The 21,455-nt window shown below is 59.9% G+C and carries 18 protein-coding genes; 9 read left to right on the top strand and 9 right to left on the bottom strand.

The window, feature by feature from the left end:
- The first annotated feature begins 13 nt into the window (after positions 1-13).
- The 5 genes from morA to AB4N48_RS01645 all read left to right on the top strand — a co-directional run bounded on the left by morA (position 14) and on the right by AB4N48_RS01645 (position 8,473).
- Entirely contained in the window at positions 14-3,862 is a 3,849-nt protein-coding gene (gene morA / locus AB4N48_RS01665) for a cyclic di-GMP receptor MorA (protein ID WP_041477787.1), read from the top strand.
- A gap of 231 nt (positions 3,863-4,093) precedes the next feature.
- Positions 4,094-5,347 carry a serine hydroxymethyltransferase gene (glyA, locus tag AB4N48_RS01660; protein WP_016773106.1) on the top strand — a complete coding sequence of 418 codons (1,254 nt, stop codon included), beginning with the start codon at positions 4,094-4,096 and terminating at the stop codon, positions 5,345-5,347.
- A 335-nt stretch (positions 5,348-5,682) separates the two neighbouring features.
- Positions 5,683-6,996 (top strand): C4-dicarboxylate transporter DctA, encoded by a 1,314-nt coding sequence (locus AB4N48_RS01655; protein ID WP_041477785.1) that lies wholly within the window; start codon positions 5,683-5,685, stop codon positions 6,994-6,996.
- Between the two features lie 49 nt (positions 6,997-7,045).
- Complete coding sequence (locus AB4N48_RS01650; protein ID WP_016773102.1) at positions 7,046-7,750, top strand: FadR/GntR family transcriptional regulator; 705 nt, start codon at positions 7,046-7,048, stop codon at positions 7,748-7,750.
- Between the two features lie 18 nt (positions 7,751-7,768).
- Positions 7,769-8,473, top strand: a complete 705-nt coding sequence (locus AB4N48_RS01645; RefSeq protein ID WP_460094699.1) for a GntR family transcriptional regulator — start codon at positions 7,769-7,771, stop codon at positions 8,471-8,473.
- Positions 8,474-8,587: 114 nt separating this feature from the next.
- On the opposite strand, the gene yjiA is transcribed toward AB4N48_RS01645, so the two are convergent.
- The 3 genes from yjiA to AB4N48_RS01630 all read right to left on the bottom strand — a co-directional run bounded on the left by yjiA (position 8,588) and on the right by AB4N48_RS01630 (position 11,997).
- The gene (gene yjiA / locus AB4N48_RS01640; RefSeq protein ID WP_041477783.1) at positions 8,588-9,565 is read right to left on the bottom strand and encodes a GTPase; all 978 of its coding nucleotides are present in this window, start codon (positions 9,563-9,565) and stop codon (positions 8,588-8,590) included.
- A 152-nt stretch (positions 9,566-9,717) separates the two neighbouring features.
- The gene (locus AB4N48_RS01635) at positions 9,718-9,915 is read right to left on the bottom strand and encodes a YbdD/YjiX family protein (RefSeq protein WP_003228401.1); all 198 of its coding nucleotides are present in this window, start codon (positions 9,913-9,915) and stop codon (positions 9,718-9,720) included.
- Positions 9,916-9,930: 15 nt separating this feature from the next.
- Positions 9,931-11,997 (bottom strand): carbon starvation CstA family protein, encoded by a 2,067-nt coding sequence (locus AB4N48_RS01630; protein WP_041477781.1) that lies wholly within the window; start codon positions 11,995-11,997, stop codon positions 9,931-9,933.
- Positions 11,998-12,156: 159 nt separating this feature from the next.
- Between AB4N48_RS01630 and AB4N48_RS01625 the strand changes: the two genes are divergently transcribed.
- The gene (locus tag AB4N48_RS01625; protein ID WP_041477779.1) at positions 12,157-12,525 is read left to right on the top strand and encodes a PilZ domain-containing protein; all 369 of its coding nucleotides are present in this window, start codon (positions 12,157-12,159) and stop codon (positions 12,523-12,525) included.
- 189 nt (positions 12,526-12,714) lie between these two features.
- On the opposite strand, the gene radA is transcribed toward AB4N48_RS01625, so the two are convergent.
- The 3 genes from radA to katB are packed head-to-tail and all read right to left on the bottom strand — an operon-like array spanning position 12,715 to position 16,277.
- Positions 12,715-14,082 carry a DNA repair protein RadA gene (gene radA / locus AB4N48_RS01620; protein ID WP_095181861.1) on the bottom strand — a complete coding sequence of 456 codons (1,368 nt, stop codon included), beginning with the start codon at positions 14,080-14,082 and terminating at the stop codon, positions 12,715-12,717.
- A 47-nt stretch (positions 14,083-14,129) separates the two neighbouring features.
- Entirely contained in the window at positions 14,130-14,675 is a 546-nt protein-coding gene (locus AB4N48_RS01615; protein ID WP_150742268.1) for an ankyrin repeat domain-containing protein, read from the bottom strand.
- 60 nt (positions 14,676-14,735) lie between these two features.
- Positions 14,736-16,277 (bottom strand): catalase KatB, encoded by a 1,542-nt coding sequence (gene katB, locus AB4N48_RS01610; RefSeq protein WP_460094698.1) that lies wholly within the window; start codon positions 16,275-16,277, stop codon positions 14,736-14,738.
- A gap of 285 nt (positions 16,278-16,562) precedes the next feature.
- On the opposite strand from katB, the gene mscL reads away from it, so the two are divergent.
- Positions 16,563-16,976: a large-conductance mechanosensitive channel protein MscL gene (gene mscL / locus AB4N48_RS01605; RefSeq protein ID WP_024014404.1), complete on the top strand. Its 414-nt coding sequence runs from the start codon at positions 16,563-16,565 to the stop codon at positions 16,974-16,976.
- A 45-nt stretch (positions 16,977-17,021) separates the two neighbouring features.
- On the opposite strand, the gene AB4N48_RS01600 is transcribed toward mscL, so the two are convergent.
- Complete coding sequence (locus tag AB4N48_RS01600) at positions 17,022-17,798, bottom strand: ferredoxin--NADP reductase (RefSeq protein WP_460094697.1); 777 nt, start codon at positions 17,796-17,798, stop codon at positions 17,022-17,024.
- 313 nt (positions 17,799-18,111) lie between these two features.
- Here AB4N48_RS01600 and AB4N48_RS01595 point away from each other — a divergent pair, with 313 nt between their 5' ends.
- Together AB4N48_RS01595 and AB4N48_RS01590 are read left to right on the top strand one after the other, a co-directional pair.
- Entirely contained in the window at positions 18,112-18,822 is a 711-nt protein-coding gene (locus AB4N48_RS01595; protein WP_041477771.1) for an autoinducer binding domain-containing protein, read from the top strand.
- Positions 18,823-18,996: 174 nt separating this feature from the next.
- Complete coding sequence (locus tag AB4N48_RS01590) at positions 18,997-20,121, top strand: methyltransferase (RefSeq protein WP_460094695.1); 1,125 nt, start codon at positions 18,997-18,999, stop codon at positions 20,119-20,121.
- A gap of 72 nt (positions 20,122-20,193) precedes the next feature.
- Here AB4N48_RS01590 and AB4N48_RS01585 read toward each other — a convergent pair whose 3' ends face one another.
- Together AB4N48_RS01585 and cydB are read right to left on the bottom strand one after the other, a co-directional pair.
- Complete coding sequence (locus AB4N48_RS01585; protein ID WP_016773090.1) at positions 20,194-20,361, bottom strand: DUF2474 domain-containing protein; 168 nt, start codon at positions 20,359-20,361, stop codon at positions 20,194-20,196.
- 85 nt (positions 20,362-20,446) lie between these two features.
- Positions 20,447-21,454: a cytochrome d ubiquinol oxidase subunit II gene (gene cydB / locus AB4N48_RS01580; protein WP_016773089.1), complete on the bottom strand. Its 1,008-nt coding sequence runs from the start codon at positions 21,452-21,454 to the stop codon at positions 20,447-20,449.
- Position 21,455: the final 1 nt, after the last annotated feature.

Below are 21,455 nucleotides of genomic sequence, written 5' to 3'. Positions count from 1 at the left end.
GCAGGATCACAGCTTGACCAATGTCACTCCGCCAGCCTCTGTGAGCAGCACCCCACCGGCGCCCGGCTCGCCCCTGCGCGGGACATTGAAGGGTGCGCTGGCCACCCTCGTGCTGTTATTGCTCGCGTTGCTGTTCTGGCAACTGCTCGATCAATTGCGTGAAACCCAGAAGAATCAGCGCCAGTACACCATCGACTACACCGCCGATCTCGCCGCTCAGGTCAGCCTGAACATGGCGCTGAATGCGCAAATCGCCCTCAATCTGCTACCGATCGTCGAACAACCGCAAACCGCCGACGAACAGCAGATGCTCCTGCGCAAGTTGCAACGTTCGCTGCCCGATCTGCGCAGCATGGCCCTGCTCTCGCCCTCCGGCCGCATCATCAGCGACAGCGCCACCGACAGTTCCGACGCCGATTACCTGACCGAACTGGTGCGCCGCAGCCGCGCCCAGGCGCATTACTTCAGCAATGCCGATGACGGCTCGGTGGTACACCTGCTGTTGCATCAGGCCAGCGGCAGCAGTCGCGGTTACTGGGCCTTGCGCCTGACGCCAACCTTCTTCGACTCGCTCACCAAACAGGACGCCACCGCCCTGCGCCCGCTGTGGCTGGTGGAAAACCGCCTCAATCACCAGATCATCAGCCGCGAAGCGGGGCTGCCCTCGGCCAAGGCTGGCGGGCTGACGCCTGACGATGTCGCCAACACCGTGCTGACCGTGCCGCTGAGCAGCAGCGACTGGCAACTGCGCGGGCTGTTCGACCGCCAGCGCGTACTGGAAGAATTGCTGCCGGCGTTCATCGGCAAATGCCTGCTCGGCCTGGCGTTTTCGATGTTGCCGGTGATTGCACTGTTGAACATGCGTCGGCGCCAGCGCCAGGTGCATGAAGGCCGGCGGCGTTACCAGGATATTTTCGAAGGCACCGGCGTGGCCTTGTGCGTGCTTGACCTGTCCGGACTCAAGCAGATGTTCGACAAGGCGCAGATCCAGACCAGCGACCAGCTCAAGGCCTGGCTCGACCAACCGCAGCAGCGCCAGCAGTTGCTCGCGGAAATGCGCGTCACCGAGGTCAATCAGGTCGCCCTGCAACTGCTCGATGTGCATTCCTGCGACGATGCCTGGCAACTGCTGATCGATGGCCAGCGCCATCCGCAGTGCGCGATCGGTCAGCAGATCCTCGACGCCGTCCTGCAGCAGCAGAAACAGCTGGAACTGGAAATCAAACTGCCCAACAGCAACGGTCGCGACCAGCATCTGTGGATGGTTTTGCGCCTGCCAAGCGAGCAGCACGACTATAAAGCGGTGATCCTCAGCATCAACGACATCACCAGCCGCAAGCTGATCGAGCTGTCGTTGCTGGAGCGCGAAGGCTTCTGGTCGGACGTGGTGCGCACCGTGCCGGATCATCTGTATGTGCAGGACGTGATCAGCCAGCGGATGATTTTCAGCAACCACCACCTCGGCCAGACCCTGGGGTACAACCGCACTGAACTGCATCAGATGGGCGAATACTTCTGGGAAATCCTTCTGCATCCGGAAGACGCCGACTATTACCATCGCTCGCGGCAGTTGCAGCGTCACGCCGGTTACAGCCAGTTGTTGCAATGCCAATTGCGCTTCCGCCATCGCGACGGCAAGTGGCGGCGCTTCGACATCCGTGAACAGGCGCTGGCGCGGGACAAGCATGATCAGGTCACGCGGATCATCGGCGTCGCCAAGGACATCACCGAACAGATTGAGGCGAGCGAATCGCTGCGTGACAGCGAGCAGCGCTACCGCATGCTCGCCGAAAGCATCAGCGACGTGATTTTCTCCACCGACAGCAAGCTCTCGCTGAACTACGTCAGCCCGTCGGTGCAGGCCGTGCTTGGCTACAACGCCGAATGGATCTTCCAGAACGGCTGGCAATCGATCATCGCCAATCCCGGGCAACTGAACGGCATTCATGTGCTGATGGACCGCGTCAGCAAGGCGCTGGACAAGCCCGAGCAACTGGCATTGCTGCGCAGTCAGGTGCAAACGCAACTGTTCCTCTTCGATTGCCTGCGTGCCGATGGCCGCAAGATTCCGATCGAACTGCGCCTGGTGCTGGTGTGGGACGAACACGGCGCGTTCGAAGGCGTGCTCGGCGTCGGCCGCGATATCAGCCAGCAGCGCCGTGCCGAAAAAGATTTGCGCATGGCCGCTACGGTATTCGAGCACTCGACTTCGGCAATCCTGATCACCGACCCGGCCGGTTATATCGTTCAGGCCAACGAAGCGTTCAGTCGGGTCAGCGGCTACAGCGTCGGCGAAGTGCTTGACCAGTTGCCGAACATGCTCACCGTCGACGAGCAGCAGGATGCGCACCTGCGCTACGTGCTCAAGCAGTTGCACGAGCACAGCACCTGGGAAGGCGAAGTATGGATGAAGCGCCGTAACGGCGAGCATTACCCGGCGTGGGTCGGCATCACTGCCGTGCTCGACGACGAGGGCGATCTGGCCAGCTACGTGTGTTTCTTCAGCGACATCAGCGAGCGCAAGGCCAGCGAGCAGCGCATCCACCGCCTCGCCTATTACGATGCCCTCACCCATTTGCCGAACCGCACGCTGTTCCAGGATCGTCTGCACACCGCGCTGCAAGCGGCCGAACGGCAGAAGTCGTGGGTGGTGCTGATGTTCCTCGACCTCGACCGTTTCAAACCGATCAACGACTCCCTCGGCCACGCCGCCGGCGACCGCATGCTCAAGGACATGGCCACGCGCCTGCTGGCCTGCGTCGATGACGACGACACCGTGGCGCGCATGGGCGGCGACGAATTCACCTTGCTGCTGCAGCATCGCTCCAATCGCGAACTGGCGCTGAACCGGGCGATTCATGTCGCCGAGCAGATTCTCGCCAGCTTGGTGCGGCCGTTCGTGCTCGAGGGCCGCGAGTTCTTCGTCACCGCCAGTATCGGCATCGCCCTGAGTCCGCAGGACGGCAACGAACTCAGCCAGTTGATGAAGAACGCCGACACGGCGATGTACCACGCCAAGGAACGCGGCAAGAACAACTTCCAGTTCTATCAGGCCGACATGAACGCCAGTGCGCTGGAGCGTCTGGAACTGGAAAGCGATCTGCGCCATGCGCTGGAGCAGAACGAATTCGTCCTGTATTACCAGCCGCAGTTCAGTGGCGACGGCAAGCGCCTGACCGGCGCCGAAGCGCTGCTGCGCTGGCGCCATCCACGTCGCGGGCTGGTGCCGCCGGGGGATTTCATTCCGGTGCTGGAAGAGCTCGGCCTGGTGGTGGACGTTGGCGACTGGGTCATCAGCGAGGCCTGTCGACAGCTGAAAACCTGGCACCAGCAACGGGTGCGGGTGCCGAAGGTGTCGGTGAACATTTCCGCACGGCAGTTCTCCGACGGCCAGTTGGGCACGCGAATCGCGACGATCCTGCGCGAAACCGGCCTGCCGCCGGCGTGTCTGGAGCTGGAACTGACCGAAAGCATCCTGATGCGCGAAGTCAGCGAGGCGATGCAGATTCTTGCCGGGCTGAAGAACCTCGGCCTGAGCATCGCAGTCGATGACTTCGGCACCGGTTATTCATCGCTCAACTACCTCAAGCAATTCCCGATCGACGTGCTGAAGATCGACCGTACTTTCGTCGACGGCCTGCCGTCCGGCGAACAGGACGCGCAGATCGCCCGGGCGATCATTGCCATGGCCCACAGCCTGAACCTGGCGGTGATCGCCGAGGGCGTGGAAACCCATGAGCAACTGGACTTCCTGCGTGAGCATGGTTGCGATGAGGTGCAGGGCTATCTGTTCGGCCGGCCGATGCCGGCGGGACGGTTTGAAGCGCAGTTCTGTAACGATGCGCTGTTCATGTTCGACTGAACATCTGCGGCGCGCCCTTCGCGAGCAGGCTCGCTCCCACAGGGGAATGCATTGCAGCAGGGGAATGCATCTCAAATGTGGGAGCGAGCCTGCTCGCGAAGGGGCCGGCAAAAGCACCGCACATCTGTCATGAACGCCACTTGTCTGCGACATGACGTCGTTTCATATGTCATCCAAAAGCGGTTGGGTTAGAATGCCCCCCTTTTCTGCCCCCGATCCTTGAGGACCGCCATGTTCAGCCGTGATTTGACTATTGCCAAGTACGACGCCGACCTTTTTGCCGCCATGGAGCAAGAAGCTCAGCGTCAGGAAGAACACATTGAGCTGATCGCTTCGGAAAACTACACCAGCCCAGCGGTGATGGAAGCTCAAGGCTCGGTCCTGACCAACAAGTACGCCGAAGGCTATCCGGGCAAGCGTTACTACGGTGGTTGCGAATATGTTGACGTGGTTGAGCAACTGGCCATCGACCGTGCCAAGGAACTGTTCGGCGCCGATTACGCCAACGTTCAGCCGCACGCCGGTTCCCAAGCCAACGCCGCTGTTTACCTGGCTCTGCTGCAAGGTGGCGACACCATTCTGGGCATGAGCCTGGCCCATGGCGGTCACCTGACCCACGGCGCCAGCGTTTCCTCCTCGGGCAAGCTGTACAACGCCGTTCAATACGGTATCGATGCCAACGGCCTGATCGACTACGACGAAGTCGAGCGTCTGGCGGTCGAGCACAAGCCGAAAATGATCGTTGCCGGTTTCTCGGCCTACTCGCAGATCCTCGACTTCCCGCGCTTCCGCGAGATCGCTGACAAGGTTGGCGCCTACCTGTTCGTCGACATGGCTCACGTCGCCGGTCTGGTTGCCGCTGGTGTCTACCCGAACCCGGTACCGTTCGCCGACGTCGTGACCACCACCACGCACAAGACCCTGCGCGGTCCACGTGGCGGTCTGATCCTGGCCCGTGCCAACGCCGAGATCGAGAAGAAGCTCAACTCCGCAGTATTCCCGGGCGCCCAGGGTGGCCCGCTGGAGCACGTGATCGCGGCCAAGGCGATCTGCTTCAAGGAAGCGCTGCAGCCTGAGTTCAAGGCTTACCAGCAACAAGTGGTGAAGAACGCCAAGGCCATGGCCGAAGTGTTCATCGCGCGCGGTTTCGACGTGGTATCGGGCGGTACTGAAAACCACCTGTTCCTGCTGTCGCTGATCAAGCAGGACATCTCCGGCAAAGACGCCGACGCCGCTCTGGGCAAAGCGTTCATCACCGTGAACAAGAACTCCGTGCCGAACGATCCACGCTCGCCGTTCGTGACTTCCGGCCTGCGCTTCGGTACTCCGGCTGTGACCACTCGCGGTTTCAAAGAGGCTGAGTGCAAAGAGCTGGCCGGCTGGATCTGCGACATCCTGGCTGACCTGAACAACGAAGCGGTGATCGACGCCGTTCGCGAGAAAGTCAAAGCCATCTGCAAGAAACTGCCGGTGTACGGCGCTTAATCGCGACGTTAAACCAGCAGCATGAAAAAACCGGCCAAGTGATTGGCCGGTTTTTTTTCGCCTGCAATTCACCTGTAGGAACTGCCGAAGGCTGCGATCTTTTGATCTGGATTTTAAAAACAAGATCAAAAGATCGCAGCCTTCGGCAGCTCCTACGCGGCTTTGGCCGCTGGTCAGACCGGTCATGCCAATTTCATGTTTTCCCCTTGTAATCAGGAAAAAACCAAGCCTAGACTGCGCCTGCACTGGACATACCGGTAAGACCACAATAATTAAGTCCTGCATCCGATGCGCAACGCGTGCGGCAGCCAGGACACCGACCCAGGATTCCTCCCATGCTCAGATGGTGCTCGCGTTCAATCTTCCTTCAAGTGGTTCTCGGACTGATGCTCGGCATCGTCTGCGGGCTGACCCTTCCTGAATACTCCGCCCAGCTCAAACCGCTCGGCGATGGCTTCATCAAATTGATCAAGATGCTCATCGGCCTGATCGTATTCTGCGTGGTGGTCAGCGGCATCAGCGGCGCGGGCGATCTGAAGAAGGTCGGGCGCATCGGCCTGAAGTCGGTGATCTACTTCGAAGTGCTGACCACCATCGCCTTGGTGATCGGTCTGGTGTTCGCCTTCAGCACCGGCATTGGCAGCGGCGCGAACATTCATCTGGAGCAGCTCTCCAGCGCCGACATGGGCGACCTCGCCGAGCGCAGCCAGCACATGCACACCACCACGCAATTTCTGATGGACCTGATCCCGACCTCGGTGATCGGTGCCTTCGCTGACAACAATATTCTGCAGGTGCTGCTGTTCTCGGTGCTGTTCGGCAGTGCGCTGAATCTGGTTGGCGAAGCCGCTTCGGGAATCTCGCGGCTGATCAACGAACTCAGCCACGTGATCTTCCGCATCATGGGCATGATCGTGCGTCTGGCGCCGATCGGCGTGTTCGGCGCCATCGCCTTCACCACCAGCAAATACGGCCTCGATTCGTTGCAGCACCTGGGCAGTCTGGTCGGTCTGTTCTACCTGACCTGCGTCGCCTTCGTCGCGCTGATCCTCGGTCTGGTGATGCGCGTCTCCGGCCTGCGCATGTGGCCGCTGCTCAAGTACCTGCGGGAAGAACTGCTGATCGTCATGGGCACTGCCTCTTCCGACGCCGTACTGCCGCAGATCATGCGCAAGCTCGAACACCTCGGTATCGGCAGCTCGACGGTCGGTCTGGTGATCCCGACCGGGTACTCGTTCAACCTCGACGGTTTCTCGATCTACCTGACCCTGGCCATCGTGTTCATCGCCAACGCCACCGGCACGCCATTGGCGATGACCGATTTGCTGACGATTCTGCTGGTTTCGCTGATCACCTCCAAAGGCGCCCACGGCATTCCCGGTTCGGCGCTGGTGATTCTCGCGGCAACGCTGACGGCGATTCCGGCGATTCCCGTGGTCGGCCTGGTGCTGGTGTTGGCCGTGGACTGGTTCATGGGCATCGGCCGCGCGCTGACCAATCTGATCGGCAACTGCGTCGCCACCGTGGCCATCGCCCGCTGGGAAAAGGACATCGACGTGCAGCGCGCGAACAAGGTGCTCAACGGCGAGCAGGGCTATAACTTTCAACCGCGAAAAACCGTCGCTCCGGCGGCGGCCAAAGAATTCTGAATGAGTGCCGTGCCTGCCAATGCGCAGGCACGGCGCAGGGAGCCAATACGTGATTACAACTTCAACCGTCGTCAATTCAGTGGTGGAAAAACTCCGCGCCGCGTTGGCCCGAGGCCAGTGGCGCTCCGGCGACATGCTGCCGGGCCAGCGAGAACTTGCCGAACAACTGGGCATCAGCCGGCCGAGCCTGCGCGAAGCGGTGATCGTGCTGGAAACACTCGGCCTGGTGCGCTCGATGCCGGGCAAAGGCGTGGTCGTGCTCGACGCACAACTCAGCGACAGCCAGAGCCACGACAGCGCAGTTGCCGGCGCCAGTCTCGAAGACGTGCTGCAACTGCGCTACACCCTTGAGCCGTTCATCGTCGGGCTGGTCGCGCAATCGATCAGCAGCAAGGAAGTCGGCCAATTGCGCCTGACCCTGATGGACATGCGCGAAGCCCTCGAGGCCGGTGACAGTGAAGCCGGGGTCAGCGCCTACATCGCTTTCCACGAAGAACTGTTCACGCTGACCTCGAACCCGATTTTCCAGAGCGTGGTGCAGCAGACCAGCAACGCGCTCAAGCAAAGTGCCGAAGTGTTGCGCAATTCACCGGAACATCTGGCCGAACGCCTGGAAGAAAACGAAGCCGTAGTCCGCGCGATCCGCAGCAAGAACAGCGCTCAGGCCAGCGCCGAAATGCGTCGGCACATTCTGCGCGAAGGCCAGCGCATGGGCGTTGAGCTGAATATTCCGGACGACAACCTGCCCACCTGATTTGCCAGGAGAACGGCCATGAACAGTTTTGCTTCAGCCTCGCATGCCGATTCGACCGCCCTGCCCGTCTCTCGCCTGCGCATGCCGGTGGAGGAGTTGTATCCGCGACTGTTCGACGCGATTCTCGAGCAGCGTATCGATGAAGACAGCCGGTTCACCGAGGACAGTCTGCAGGCGATGTTCAGCGCCAGCCGCGCCGATGTGCGGCGGGTGCTGACGCAGTTGTCCCATGAGCAGATCGTGGTATTGCGCGCCAATCATCGACCACGAGTGGCTGCGCCTGATCGGGAGCTGATCCGGCAGACCTTGCATGCGCGACGGCTGGCTGAGAACACCTTGGTGCGGTTGGCCTGTCAGCGTCCGCAGCCAGACGATTTGAAATGCTTGCGCACGTTGATAGAGCGCGAGAAGCGCGCCGTCGAGCAGGATCGTCGGGGGGCGGCGATTCGGTTATCGGGGGAGTTTCATTTGCAATTGGCACGGATGGCGGGGAATGTGCCGCTGGCGCATTTTCTGCGCAGTCTGGTGCCGTTGACCTCGTTGGCGATTGCGCGGAGTCAGGATTCGACGCGAAGCTGTTGCGCATGGCAGGAGCATTTGGCGTTGGTTGAGGTTGTGGAGCGAGGTGATGCTGCCAAGGCAGAGGGGCTGATGAATCGGCATCTGGATCATCTTGAGCAGACACTGCTGGGTTCAGATCTTGAGCATTGTGCTGTCGGTTAGACCGCCTTCGCGAGCAGGCTCGCTCCCACAGTGGATTGCATTCCTTCTGACAGAATGCGTTCTACTGTGGGAGCGAGCCTGCTCGCGAAGAGGCCCGTTGAGCTATTGAAATTATCAGGCTTGTTGCGCTGCAACCCTGGCAAACCCCGCCCGAATCTTCTCTTCCGGCAAGTCATCGGCGATAAACACGATCACACTCTCGCGCGTCTCGCCCTCGGCCCATTCGGTGTCCCAGTCGAAACCATAGAGTTTCAGCACACCCTGAAAAACCAGGCGCCGATCTTCCCCGGCAATATTCAACACGCCTTTGTAGCGCAGCAATTGCTTGCCGTGCTCTTCCAGCAACTCGTTCATGAACTCGCTGAGCTGATCGATATCCAGCGCCTGATCGGTGCGCAGCACCAGGCTGGAGATGCGATCGATCGACGGCGCCTTGCTCACCGGACGCAAGCTCAAACCGCCGCCCAGGTCAGCATTGAGGTTGAAGCCGCGCACATCCAGCAGTTCAGCCAGATCGATGTTGCCATGCTCGACCACGCGGATCGGCGCGCGGCGGTTGATTCGCGTAAGGCGCTCGCTCAGCGCGGTGAACGTCGCCTCATCGACCAGATCGGTCTTGCTTACCAGCAGACGATCGGCGAAACCGATCTGCGCCTGGGCGATGGTCTGGGTCAGGTGCACGTCGGCGTGAGCGGCGTCGACCAGGGTGATGATGCCGTCGAGCAGGTAACGCTCGCGCAGCTCTTCGTCGATGAAAAAGGTCTGCGCCACCGGTGCCGGATCGGCGAGACCGGTGCACTCGATCACCAGACGATCGAAGGCGATCTCGCCGCTGTCCAGGCGCTCGAGCAGCAAGTACAGCGCCTTGGTCAGATCGGTGTGAATGGTGCAGCAGACGCAGCCGTTGGCCAGGGTCATGACCTGCACCGGCTCGTCACCCAGCAACTGAGTGTCGATGCCGGCGTCGCTGAATTCGTTTTCGATCACGGCGATTTTCAGGCCGTGCTCGGCTTTCAATAAATGACGCAGCAAAGTGGTCTTGCCGGCGCCGAGGAAACCGCTGAGGACCGTTACCGGAATGGGAGAAGACAAAACCCGATCTCCTGAAAAGAACACAAAAACAAATGTGGGAGCGAGCCTGCTCGCGAAAGCGGTGTGTCAGTCAAATCCTTCATCAACTGACACTCCGTATTCGCGAGCAGGCTCGCTCCCACAGGGGATTACCTCAACCGAAGGCTGTCAGCTCAACAGCACTTCGGCCCACCCTTGCCACCGTAACGGGCTTCCTGACGTTCGCGAAAGAACATCTCGTAGCTCATCACCGGTTTGTCCGGGTGTTTGGTTTGCATATGCTCGACGTAGGTGTCGTAGTCGGGCATGCCGACCATCAGGCGCGCGGCCTGACCGAGGTATTTACCGAGGCGACTCAGGTCATTGAACATGCTGCAATCCTCTGGTTACGCATCCGGCAGGGCCTGGAATGGCGATTCTTTATCCGTACGTTCTTTCTTGCCCCAGGCGGCGATGCCGACCTTGAGCGCATAGAACAGGATGCTGAAGACCACGAACAGGAACAGCGCGGTGAGTGTGGCGTTGGTGTAGGCGTTGAAGATCACGTGCTGCATCTGCTCGACGCTTTTCGCCGGCGCCAGCACCTGACCGTTGGCCAGCGCATCGCTGTACTTCTTGGCCAGGGACAGGAAGCCGATCGCCGGGTTGGCGTCGAACAGCTTGATGAAGCCAGCAGTGGTGGTGCAGATCAACAGCCAGGTGGCCGGCAACAGGGTGACCCAGATGTAGCGCTGGCGCTTCATCTTGATCAGGACCACGGTGCCGAGCATCAGCGCGATACCGGCGAGCATCTGGTTGGAGATGCCGAACAATGGCCACAGGGTGTTGATGCCGCCCAGTGGATCGATCACGCCCTGATACAGCAACCAGCCCCACATCGCCACACAACCGGCGGTGGCGATCAGGTTGGCGGTCCACGATTCGGTGCGTTTCAGCGCCGGTACGAAGGAGCCGAGCAGATCCTGCAGCATGAAACGCCCGGCACGGGTACCGGCGTCCACAGCGGTGAGGATGAACAGCGCTTCGAACAGGATCGCGAAGTGGTACCAGAACGCCATGGTGTTTTCACCCGGCAGGACACTGTGCAGGATCTGCGCGATACCGACCGCCAGGGTCGGCGCACCGCCAGCACGGGCCAGAATGGTGGTTTCACCGATGTCGTGGGCCACGGCTTGCAGCGCTTCCGGCGTGATCGCGAAGCCCCAGCTGGTGACCATTTGCGCCACTGACGCGGCATCACTGCCGACCACGGCGGCCGGGCTGTTCATGGCGAAGTACACGCCCGGCTCGATCACCGAAGCGGCAACCATGGCCATGATCGCCACGAACGATTCCATCAGCATGCCGCCGTAACCGATGTAGCGGGCGTTGGTTTCGTTATCCAAAAGCTTCGGCGTGGTGCCCGACGAGATCAGCGCGTGGAAACCGGAAACCGCGCCGCAAGCGATGGTGATGAACAGGAACGGGAACAGACCGCCCTTCCACACCGGGCCGGTGCCGTCGACGAACTGGGTCAGTGCCGGCATTTTCAGCTCGGGCATGGTCACCAGAATACCGATCGCCAGGGCGACGATGGTGCCGATCTTGAGGAAGGTCGACAGATAGTCACGCGGCGCCAGAATCAGCCAGACCGGCAGCGACGCGGCGACAAAACCGTAACCGACCAGCATCCAGGTAATCTGCACACCGGTGAAGGTGAAGGCTTTGGCCCATACCGGATCGGCAGCAATCTGCCCGCCCAGCCAGATCGAGCCGAGCAGCAGCAACACACCGACCACGGAGATCTCGCCGATGCGGCCCGGGCGGATGTAGCGCATGTAGATGCCCATGAACATCGCGATCGGGATGGTCGCCATCACGGTGAAGATGCCCCACGGGCTCTCGGCGAGGGCCTTGACCACGATCAGCGCCAGCACCGCGAGGATGATGATCATGATCAGGAAGCAGCCGAACAGTGCGATGGTCCCGGGAATCCGGCCCATCTCTTCACGCACCATGTCGCCCAGGGAACGGCCGTTGCGTCGGGTCGACATGAACAGGACCATGAAGTCCTGCACCGCGCCCGCCAGCACCACACCGGCAATCAGCCAGAGTGTGCCGGGCAGATACCCCATCTGCGCCGCCAGCACCGGACCGACCAGCGGCCCCGCGCCAGCGATGGCCGCGAAGTGGTGACCGAAAAGAATGTGTTTGTTGGTCGGCACGTAGTCCAGACCATCGTTGTTGAGCACGGCGGGGGTGGCCCGACGCGGATCCAGTTGCATCACGTTGTTGGCGATGAACAGACTGTAGTAACGGTACGCAACCAGATAAATGGCCACGGCAGCGACCACAATCCACAAGGCGTTGATCGCCTCGCCGCGGCGCAATGCCACTACGCCCAGGGCGCACGCTCCTACGATTGCCAGCACGAGCCAGGGTAAGTGGCGCAGCAGGCTATTATTATTTTTCATTTTATTATTCCAGCCAGGGTGGACAAGAAAGACAGCCACCCCGAGTTTAGCGCTTACGGCGCCAAAGGCCATACCCCGACATAGGTCTAGACGCTTGAGCGATTGGCTGGCGCCCGCATTCGCGGTCTATAGTCAGCGAACCTTCATGAGGATTGCGCCATGAGCGAGCACCCCGCCAATCGACGTCGTTTCAAACGTATTGCGTTCGATGCCCGAACCGAGCTGAAACAGGGCGAGTACATCTGGCCGGTCAAGTTGATCGACCTGTCGCTCAAGGGCCTGCTGATCGAGCGACCGGAGCCGTGGCTTGGGGATAAAGAGCAGGACTTCCTAGTCGACATTCATCTGAGCGAAGACGTCGATATCGAAATGGACGTGCATCTGGCCCACGAGGAAAACGGCCACTTGGGGTTCATCTGCCGGCACATCAGCCTGGAATCGATCCAGCGCCTGCGCCGGTTGATCGAACTGAATCTGGCGGATGAGGCCGAGCTGGAGCGCGAACTGGGTGCGCTGATCGAAATCTAGCGCCACCCCCAACCCCGAATTGGAATGCCCTGTGGTGAGGGGGATCTATGTGGTGAAGGGACTTATGTGGCGAGGGGATTTATGTGGCGAGGGGATTTATCCCCGTTGGGCTGCGCAGCAGACCCGTTTTTTTCAGGGCCGCTACGCGCCCCAACGGGGATAAATCCCCTCACCACAGAGGTTCGGCGTTCACTCAAACAGTGCGTCAAGTGCTTGTTCAAGGCGGGTCACGGCAATGATCTGCAACCCCGCCGGCGATTCCTTCGGAGCATTACCCTTCGGCACGATGGCGCGTTTGAAGCCGTGCTTGGCCGCTTCTTTCAGCCGCTCCTGCCCGCTCGGCACCGGGCGCACTTCGCCAGACAGGCCGACTTCGCCGAACACCAGCAGATCATGCGGTAACGGCCGATTGCGCAAACTCGACATCACCGCCGCCATCAACGCCAGATCCGACGCCGTCTCCAGCACCTTCACGCCGCCTACCACGTTGAGGAACACGTCCTGATCGTGGGTCGGAATCCCGCCGTGGCGGTGCAGCACCGCGAGCAACATCGCCAATCGGTTCTGATCCAGCCCCAGCGTCACCCGACGCGGGTTGGCCAGATGGCTGTCATCGACCAGCGCCTGCACTTCGACCAGCATCGGTCGGGTGCCTTCCCACGTCGCCATGACCACACTGCCCGGGACTTCTTCCTGAGCGCGGGTAAGAAAAATCGCCGATGGGTTGGAGACTTCTTTCAGGCCCTTGTCGGTCATGCCGAACACGCCCAATTCGTTGACCGCGCCGAAACGGTTCTTCACCGCCCGCAGCAGACGCAGTCGACCATCGGATTCACCTTCGAAATACAGCACCGTGTCGACCATGTGTTCCAGAACACGTGGACCGGCCAGCGCACCTTCTTTAGTGACGTGGCCGACGAGGAAGATCGCCGTGCCGCTCTGTTTGGCGTAGCGCACCAGCAACGCCGCACTTTCACGCACCTGCGACACGCCGCCCGGGGCCGATTGCAGTTGTTCGGTGAAAATGGTCTGGATCGAGTCGATCACCATCACCTTGGGCTTTTCCTGGCGGGCGGTGGCAATGATGGTTTCGATGCAGGTTTCGGTCATCACCCGCAGTTGATCCTGCGGCAGGCCGAGACGGCGAGCGCGCATCGCCACTTGCTGCTGGGATTCCTCACCGGTGACGTACAGCGCTGGCATGCTCTTGGCCAGATTGCACAGGGTCTGGAGCAGGATTGTCGACTTGCCGATCCCCGGATCACCGCCAATCAGCACCACCGAGCCATCGACCAGCCCGCCGCCGAGCACGCGGTCGAGCTCACCGGACGCGGTGGAAAAACGTGGAATCTCTTCGATGCTGACTTCGGCGAGCGTCTTGATCTGCGCCTGCTGGCCAGCCCAACCGGTGCGCCCGGTGGGTGCCGTGGCGCCGCCGCTTTCGATCATGGTTTCAGTCAGAGTGTTCCAGGCACCGCACTCGCCGCACTGCCCGGCCCACTTGGGAAAGGTTGCGCCGCACTCGGTGCAGCCGTACATGCGCTTGGCCTTGGCCATCAGAACCCCCGGAACAAAAGACGCGATGATAACGCAGCCATCGATGATCAGCGCGGCGCAGCGGTACGGATTTCGCCGCTGGCCAGACGCGCGGCGCTGTTGCCCAGCGGATCCTCGGCATTGAGGTCAGCGCCCTTGGCTTTCAACGCATCAAGCAATTCCAGACGCTTGAACAGCCCGGCGTACATCGCCGCTGTCTGCCCGGCGCCGTTACGCTGGTCGGGGCTGCAATCGGTGGCCATCAGGCGCCGGGCGATCTGTAATTCGCCTTTGAAAATCGCACCCATCAGCGCCGTGTTACCGCGTTGGTCCTGGGCACAGGCATCTGCGCCAGCGGCGAGCAGGCGCTCAACCGCCGGCGCCTGACCGTGATAGGCCGCCAGAATCAGCGCGGTGTACCCCTTGCTATCGCGGGTATCGAGGGAATAGCCGGACTCGATAAAGGTCTCGAGCATCGGCACATCACCCCGGCGGGCGGCGTCGAAGTAGTAATCCTGCAACTGCGCCTTGATCGCTTCGGGGCTCTGCTCGACCGGGGTTGCCCACGCAGTAAGCGACAGGCACCCGGCCAGGCACAAAAGAAAAATACGCATCGGGCTCTCTCCTTGAACGCACGCGAGGCCGCACTGGCCCTCGCGTGCGCCGCATGGCTATCAGTCGGTCAGTTTCGCCGCCAGTGCTTTCACACGGCTGAGGTCGCCCTTGGCCACTTCGGTCACACCGCTGCCGTACTCAGGGTCGGCCTTGTACAGGAACGACAGGATGATGTGCTTGCTCTCGTCATCAGTGGTGGCCAGCGAGCCGCCGAAGCTGTCGATCAGGTCGCGGCGTTCCTGCTTGCTGTACGAGCGATACAGATCACCGGCCTGCTTGAAGTTCTGCTCACGCTGGATCTTCGCCTGCTGCGTGCTGCCCGACAGCGCCGACTGGCTGTAACGCGCCGATGATGTTTCTTCACGCGGTTGCAGGCGGCTTGGCTGGTAGTTGACACCGGACTGGCTGGCGCCGAAATTCATCGCACCATCCTGATTGCCATTGTTCACTGCGGTTTTCGGTGCATTGACCGGCAATTGCAAAGCGTTGGCGCCAAGGCGATACATCTGCGTATCGGCATAGGAGAACACTCGACCCTGCAACAAACGATCTTCCGAAGGTTCGATACCCGGAACTACGTTGGCTGGAGCCATGGCAACTTGTTCGGTTTCCTGGAAGACATTGGCCGGATTACGGTTCAGGACCATTTGTCCAACTTTGCGCTCGGCAATACCCGGCCAGATCTTGGTTGCATCCAATGGATCGAAATCAAACTTGGACAAATCCTGTGGCTTGAGAACTTGCACGTACAAGTCCCACTTCGGAAAGTTGCCCTTGTTGATATTACTGACCAAGTCGTTGGTCATATGACTGTAATCCTGACCCTGAACTTCGCTGACTTGTTTTGGCGTGAGATTCTTGATGCCTTGAAGACTCTTCCAGTGAAACTTCACATAGTGAACTTCATTCTTCGCATTGATCAGCTTATAGGCATGAACACCATTGCCATCCATCTCCCGATAACTGGCCGGAGTGCCGTAGTTGGAATACAACTCGGTCAGCGTGCGGGTGGCTTCCGGTACATGGGAGAAGAAATCGAACCGGCGCGAATCGTCATCGAGGTTGGTGCGCGGATCGGGCTTGAAGGCGTGCACCATGTCCGGGAATTTGATCGCATCGCGGATGAAGAAGGTCGGGAAATTGTTGCCGACCAGATCCCAATTGCCGTCAGCAGTGTAGAACTTGGTGGCGAAACCCCGCGGGTCGCGCAGGGTTTCCGGGGAATGGTTGCCATGCACCACCGCCGAGAAACGCACGAATACCGGCGTGCTCTGGCCTGCGGCGAACACCTTGGCCTTGCTCAGGTCGCTGAGGTCATCGGTCACGGTGAAGGTGCCGTGAGCGCCGGTGCCGCGTGCGTGTACGACGCGCTCGGGGATGCGTTCACGATCGAAGCGCTGCAGCTTCTGGATCAGTTGCACATCCTGCAGCAGCACCGGGCCGTTGGCGCCGGCAGTTTGCGAGTTCTGATTGTCACCGACTGCCGCGCCGTTATCGCGGGTCAGCGGAGCGGCGTTGACCGAGAAGGTCAGCAGCCCGGCAGTCAGTACGCCGAAGGTGCGGCGGAAGGGAAAAGCCCCCAGTCCAGGAGTGGATGTCATATCAGGTTCCTCTGGTTTTATTGGGCGCATCCAGGTGCGCCACACCAAGGCTAGAGGCCTGTGCCGCAGAACATAAATAGAAAGAACGTAACACCATGATTGAAGAAATTGGCTTTCCCGTCAGCGGGTTAGCGCGTATTCCGCGCGCGATTGCTGGCAATTTGCAAACTAATCGTCAATCGATGTGTCGATAAAAACGGGCATTGTAAGAAGGTGTTTCGCGCAGGAGGCGTTTCGCTGATTTACACTGCCAACACCAAACTCATCTGTAACAAGGAAATAACTATGGGCGTGCTTAGCGAGTTCAAGGCCTTCGCGGTCAAAGGCAATGTGGTCGACATGGCCGTCGGTATCATCATCGGCGCGGCGTTTGGCAAAATCGTTTCGTCGTTTGTCGGCGACGTGATCATGCCGCCGATTGGCCTGTTGATCGGTGGAGTGGACTTCAGTGATCTGGCTGTCACGCTCAAAGCAGCCCAGGGCGATGCGCCCGCAGTGGTGCTGGCTTACGGCAAATTCCTGCAGACGGTGCTGGATTTCGTGATTGTCGCTTTCGCGATTTTCATGGGTGTCAAAGCCATCAACCGCCTCAAGCGCGAAGAAGCCGTAGCACCGACCGCGCCGCCGATCCCGAGCAAGGAAGAGCAACTGCTGGGCGAAATTCGCGACCTGCTCAAGGCGCAGAACGAGCGGCCCTGAGGCATTCGGTAGTCATCAAAACGGCACCCGCGGGTGCCGTTTTCGTTACCAGTAATTTTCCACCGCAACCTGCCCCGGCTTGCGCGTCAGGCTCAGGCGCATGTCGCGCTGTTTCAGCAAGGCGCGGGTGTCGTCGATCATCTGCGGGTTGCCGCACAACATCACACGCGAATGCTCTGGCGAGAGCTCAACGCCCGCCGCACGTTCCAGCTCGCCGTTTTCAATCAGCGTAGTAATCCGGCCCCGCAGCGCGCCTGGATGCGCTTCGCGGGTCACAGTGGGGATGAATTGCAGCTTGTGGGCGTATTCGCTCAGATAGTCCCGTTGCGCCAACCCGGCGATCAACTCCTGATAAGCCAGTTCCCGCGCCTCCCGCACGCTGTAAACCAGAATGATCCGCTCGAATTTCTCCCAGACCTCGAAGTCCTGCAGGATCGACAGAAACGGTGCCAGCCCGGTGCCGGTGGACAGTAACCACAGGTCTCGGCCATCGACAAAGCGATCCAGCGTCAGGTAGCCGAACGCCTGGCGTTCTACCATCAAGCTGTCGCCGACCTGAAGCCGGCTCAGCTCACTGGTAAATTCGCCGCCCGGCACGACGATGGAAAAGAACTCGAGATACTCGTCGAACGGCGACGACACCATCGAATAGGCGCGCCAGACCGTGCTCCCATCGGCCTTGGTGACGCCCAGTCGGGCGAACTGGCCGGCACGAAAGCGAAAGCCTGGGTCGCGGCTGGTGCGCAGCGTGAACAGGTTCGCCGTCAACGGTTGCACATCGAGCAAGGTCTGGGTGGTGTACTTCTCGGCACTGGCAGTCATGAGGCACTCCTTGAAACGATTGCCCACAGTGTCCCGCAAAACCGCGCTGCCAAACACCTTCCATTGGTAATGATATTGACAGAATCAGCGCTGCACATTTGATGTGATGTCAATGTTAGATCTAGAGTAATAACTTTAAGATGACAGTTAAAATATAACAGCGCGTATTGCTAAGAACACTTTATAAAAAACATCAAAGTTTCAATCTCGAAAAAATGTAAGGCGTTTCGCAGGAAAGATCCTACACTTCGATTCGTGCCGGATCTTTTGGATCCATTCCGCACCCCGATATCAAGATACAGAGGCAAAGTTCATGGAAACGTGGAAGGAATCACAATTGAAACAACTGACATTTGCCAAAGGCATTGAAGCGGCATACCCGATACTGCTGAGATTTGCCGAGAATCTGGGCTTTAACTACTGTGCAATAGCAGTGACGTCCCCTCATCGTGATGTCCACCTGAATGCCTTGCAGATCAATAACTACCCTAAAGAATGGAACATTCAGTACAACAAAGAGAACTTCCGCAATATTGATCCGGTAATAGCGCATTGCAATCACTCAATATTACCCATTGTCTGGGAAGAAAGAGTCTTCAACGATGCACCCGAGTTGTGGCAGGCGTTGAAACAGAATGGGCTGCAGCATGGCTGGTCGCAGGCCTTTCATGACGAAACCAGCGGTTTGTGCAGCATCATCAGTCTGGCTCGAACCCACTGCCCGATCAGCCCGCTCGAACTGTATGAGCATTACGGTTATCTGTTTTTTGCCAACCGACACTTCAGTGACCTGTATGCCCGCACCGTGCCCACACCGGCCAAACCCAGCAAGCCGAGGCTATCGTCCCGGGAGCTGGAGATCATGAAATTGTCCGCCATGGGCAAAACCGCTCACGATATTTCGAGAATCCTCAGCCTGAGCGAACGCACCGTTAACTATCATGTGCAAAACGTCATCGAAAAATTCAACGTCTGCAACAAGATTTCCGCGGTGATTGCCGCCGCTCGTGCCGGGATTATCTGACTGACGAGCGATATCGCACGGTAATCCTGCGAGTATTTACGCGCAAAAAAACGTACCATTCAGGCCTTTCCGAGTGATGACGCAACCTGCTTGCATCGCAGTCCACTCGGTCGGATCCCGTCGCACCATCTGCCGGCAACGGGATATCTGCCGAATATCCTGAGTCCCCGCCCCATGCCCTTGCTCGAAACGCCTTTCGCCCAGCTCGACCTGATCCGCCAGCCTGAACAGCAGAATGAACCGCTGCAAGCCTTCGATGCGGCGGACGAATACCTGCTCAATCATCTCGCCAGCGGACAACCTCAGAGCAGCACCCGCGTGCTGGTGCTCAATGACAGCTTTGGCGCCTTGGCGATCAGCCTGCTGGGCAAGGTCGAGGTGAGCAGCAGCGGCGACTCGTTCCTCGGTTTCGTCGGGCTGGAAAAGAATCTGCTGCGCAATGGCCAGGCGTTCGATGCGATCCGTCCGATTCCGGCCAGTGAGCCTTTGGTCGGGCCGTTTGACCGGGTGCTGATCCGCGTTCCCAAGACGCTGGCGCTATTGGAAGAGCAGTTGATCCGCCTGCAAGGGCAACTCGCTCCGGGCGCGCAAGTGATCGCCGCCGCCATGGTCAAGCATCTGCCGCGCGCTGCCGGCGATCTGCTCGAGCGCTACATTGGCCCGGTGCAGGCGTCGCTGGCCGTGAAGAAAGCCCGACTGCTGATCGCCACGCCTGAAACCAAAGCGCCCGCCACATCGCCCTATCCGACTCGCTATCGCCTCGACGAACCGGCAATCGAACTGCTCAACCACGCCAATGTGTTCTGCCGTGAAGGCCTCGACATCGGCACTCGCGCGTTTTTGCCGCATCTGCCGAAGAACCTTGGCCACGCGCGAGTCGCCGATCTCGGTTGCGGCAACGGTGTTCTGGCAATCGCCAGCGCCTTGCAGAACCCGGATGCGCATTACACGCTGGTCGACGAATCGTTCATGGCGGTGCAATCGGCTGCCGAGAACTGGCGCGCGGCATTGGGCGCTCGCGAAGTGATCGTGCGCGCTGGCGATGGTCTGGCCGGGCAGGCGCCGCAGTCGCTGGACGTGGTGCTGTGCAACCCACCGTTCCATCAGCAACAGGTGGTCGGCGATTTCCTCGCCTGGCGCATGTTCCAGCAGGCGCGCGAGGCGCTGGTGGTCGGCGGTGCGCTGTACATTGTCGGCAATCGGCATCTGGGCTATCACAGCAAACTGGCGCGCTTGTTTCGTGGCGTCGAGCAAGTGGCGGCCACGCCGAAATTCGTCATCCTCAAAGCGCGCAAATAAATCTGCGGCATAAAAAAACCCTCCGTGAGGAGGGTTGCGAGTCCATACCCGAAGGCGCCGGGACGGGATATTTCAGTGGGTGGTCAAACCCGCGGCATTCATGAACATGCGCATCAGGCTGGCGGCGATGAACAACACGCCGACACTGCCAACCCAGATCAGGGCCAACCAGCCGAGCCGCTGCCACAGCGGCTTTTTTTCGGCTTCTTCAATGTCGTGCAGGGAATGTTTGCCGGTCATTGCATCGATCTCCGTTAAGCCAAGGCGTCACTGCGGACGCCTTCGCGAGCAGGCTCGCTCCCACAGGGCAAGCCCAGCAATTGGATTAGTGATAACCATCTTCGTGGGTGACCTTGCCGCGGAACACGTAGTAGCTCCAGAAGGTATAACCCAGGATGAACGGAATGATGAACAGCGTGCCGACCAGCATGAAGCCCTGACTTTGCGGCGGCGCGGCGGCGTCCCAGATCGAGATCGACGGCGGCACGATGTTCGGCCACAGGCTGATGCCCAAGCCGCTGTAGCCGAGGAAGATCAGCACCAGGGTCAGCAGGAACGGCGTGTAGTTGGCGTTACGTGCCACCGCGCGGATCAGGCCGTACAAGGTGACCAGCACCAGAATCGGCACCGGCATGAACCAGAACAGATTCGGCATGCTGAACCAGCGTGAGGCGATTTCCGGATGCGACAGGGGTGTCCACAGGCTGACGATACCGATCACTGCCAGCAGGACGAACGCCAGCGGCCGCGCCAGGTCGTGCATTTGTTCCTGCAGCTTGCCTTCGGTTTTCATGATCAGCCAGGTGCAGCCGAGCAAGGCATAAGCCACTACCAGCGCCGCGCCGCAAAACAGCGTGAACGGTGTCAGCCAGTCCAGTGAACCTCCAGCGAACTGGCGATTGACCACAGGCAGACCATCGATGAACGCTCCCAGCGCCACGCCCTGAAAGAACGTCGCCGCGATCGAACCACCGATGAATGCCTTGTCCCACAGGTGACGTTTTTCATCCTTGGCCTTGAAGCGGAACTCGAAGGCCACACCGCGAAAGATCAGGCCCATGAGCATGAAGATCAGCGGCAGGTACAGCGCCGACAACACCACCGAATAGGCCAGCGGGAAGGCGCCGAACAACGCCGCGCCACCCAGCACCAGCCAGGTTTCGTTGCCGTCCCAGACCGGGGCGACGGTGTTCATCATCACGTCGCGATCGGTCTTGCCGGGTACGAACGGGAAGAGAATGCCGATGCCCAGGTCGAAGCCGTCCATGACCACGTACATCATGATGCCGAAGATGATGATCACGGCCCAGATCAGCGGAAGATCGATACCCATG

This window comes from Pseudomonas sp. S2_C11 (assembly GCF_054668395.1).
The sequence above is the reverse complement of the archived record's forward strand: the minus strand, read 5'-3'. Positions and strand labels throughout refer to the sequence as shown.

Bases quoted from the DNA above. Each gene is read 5' to 3' on its own strand.
- glyA (WP_016773106.1), top strand. From the start codon at position 4,094: ATGTTCAGCCGTGATTTGACTATTGCCAAGTACGACGCCGACCTTTTT.
- AB4N48_RS01655 (WP_041477785.1), top strand. From the start codon at position 5,683: ATGCTCAGATGGTGCTCGCGTTCAATCTTCCTTCAAGTGGTTCTCGGA.
- AB4N48_RS01645 (WP_460094699.1), top strand. From the start codon at position 7,769: ATGAACAGTTTTGCTTCAGCCTCGCATGCCGATTCGACCGCCCTGCCC.
- AB4N48_RS01635 (WP_003228401.1), bottom strand. From the start codon at position 9,915: ATGTTCAATGACCTGAGTCGCCTCGGTAAATACCTCGGTCAGGCCGCG.
- AB4N48_RS01630 (WP_041477781.1), bottom strand. From the start codon at position 11,997: ATGAAAAATAATAATAGCCTGCTGCGCCACTTACCCTGGCTCGTGCTG.
- AB4N48_RS01625 (WP_041477779.1), top strand. From the start codon at position 12,157: ATGAGCGAGCACCCCGCCAATCGACGTCGTTTCAAACGTATTGCGTTC.
- radA (WP_095181861.1), bottom strand. From the start codon at position 14,082: ATGGCCAAGGCCAAGCGCATGTACGGCTGCACCGAGTGCGGCGCAACC.
- AB4N48_RS01615 (WP_150742268.1), bottom strand. From the start codon at position 14,675: ATGCGTATTTTTCTTTTGTGCCTGGCCGGGTGCCTGTCGCTTACTGCG.
- katB (WP_460094698.1), bottom strand. From the start codon at position 16,277: ATGACATCCACTCCTGGACTGGGGGCTTTTCCCTTCCGCCGCACCTTC.
- mscL (WP_024014404.1), top strand. From the start codon at position 16,563: ATGGGCGTGCTTAGCGAGTTCAAGGCCTTCGCGGTCAAAGGCAATGTG.
- AB4N48_RS01600 (WP_460094697.1), bottom strand. From the start codon at position 17,798: ATGACTGCCAGTGCCGAGAAGTACACCACCCAGACCTTGCTCGATGTG.
- AB4N48_RS01595 (WP_041477771.1), top strand. From the start codon at position 18,112: ATGGAAACGTGGAAGGAATCACAATTGAAACAACTGACATTTGCCAAA.
- AB4N48_RS01590 (WP_460094695.1), top strand. From the start codon at position 18,997: ATGCCCTTGCTCGAAACGCCTTTCGCCCAGCTCGACCTGATCCGCCAG.
- AB4N48_RS01585 (WP_016773090.1), bottom strand. From the start codon at position 20,361: ATGACCGGCAAACATTCCCTGCACGACATTGAAGAAGCCGAAAAAAAG.
- cydB (WP_016773089.1), bottom strand. From the start codon at position 21,454: ATGGGTATCGATCTTCCGCTGATCTGGGCCGTGATCATCATCTTCGGC.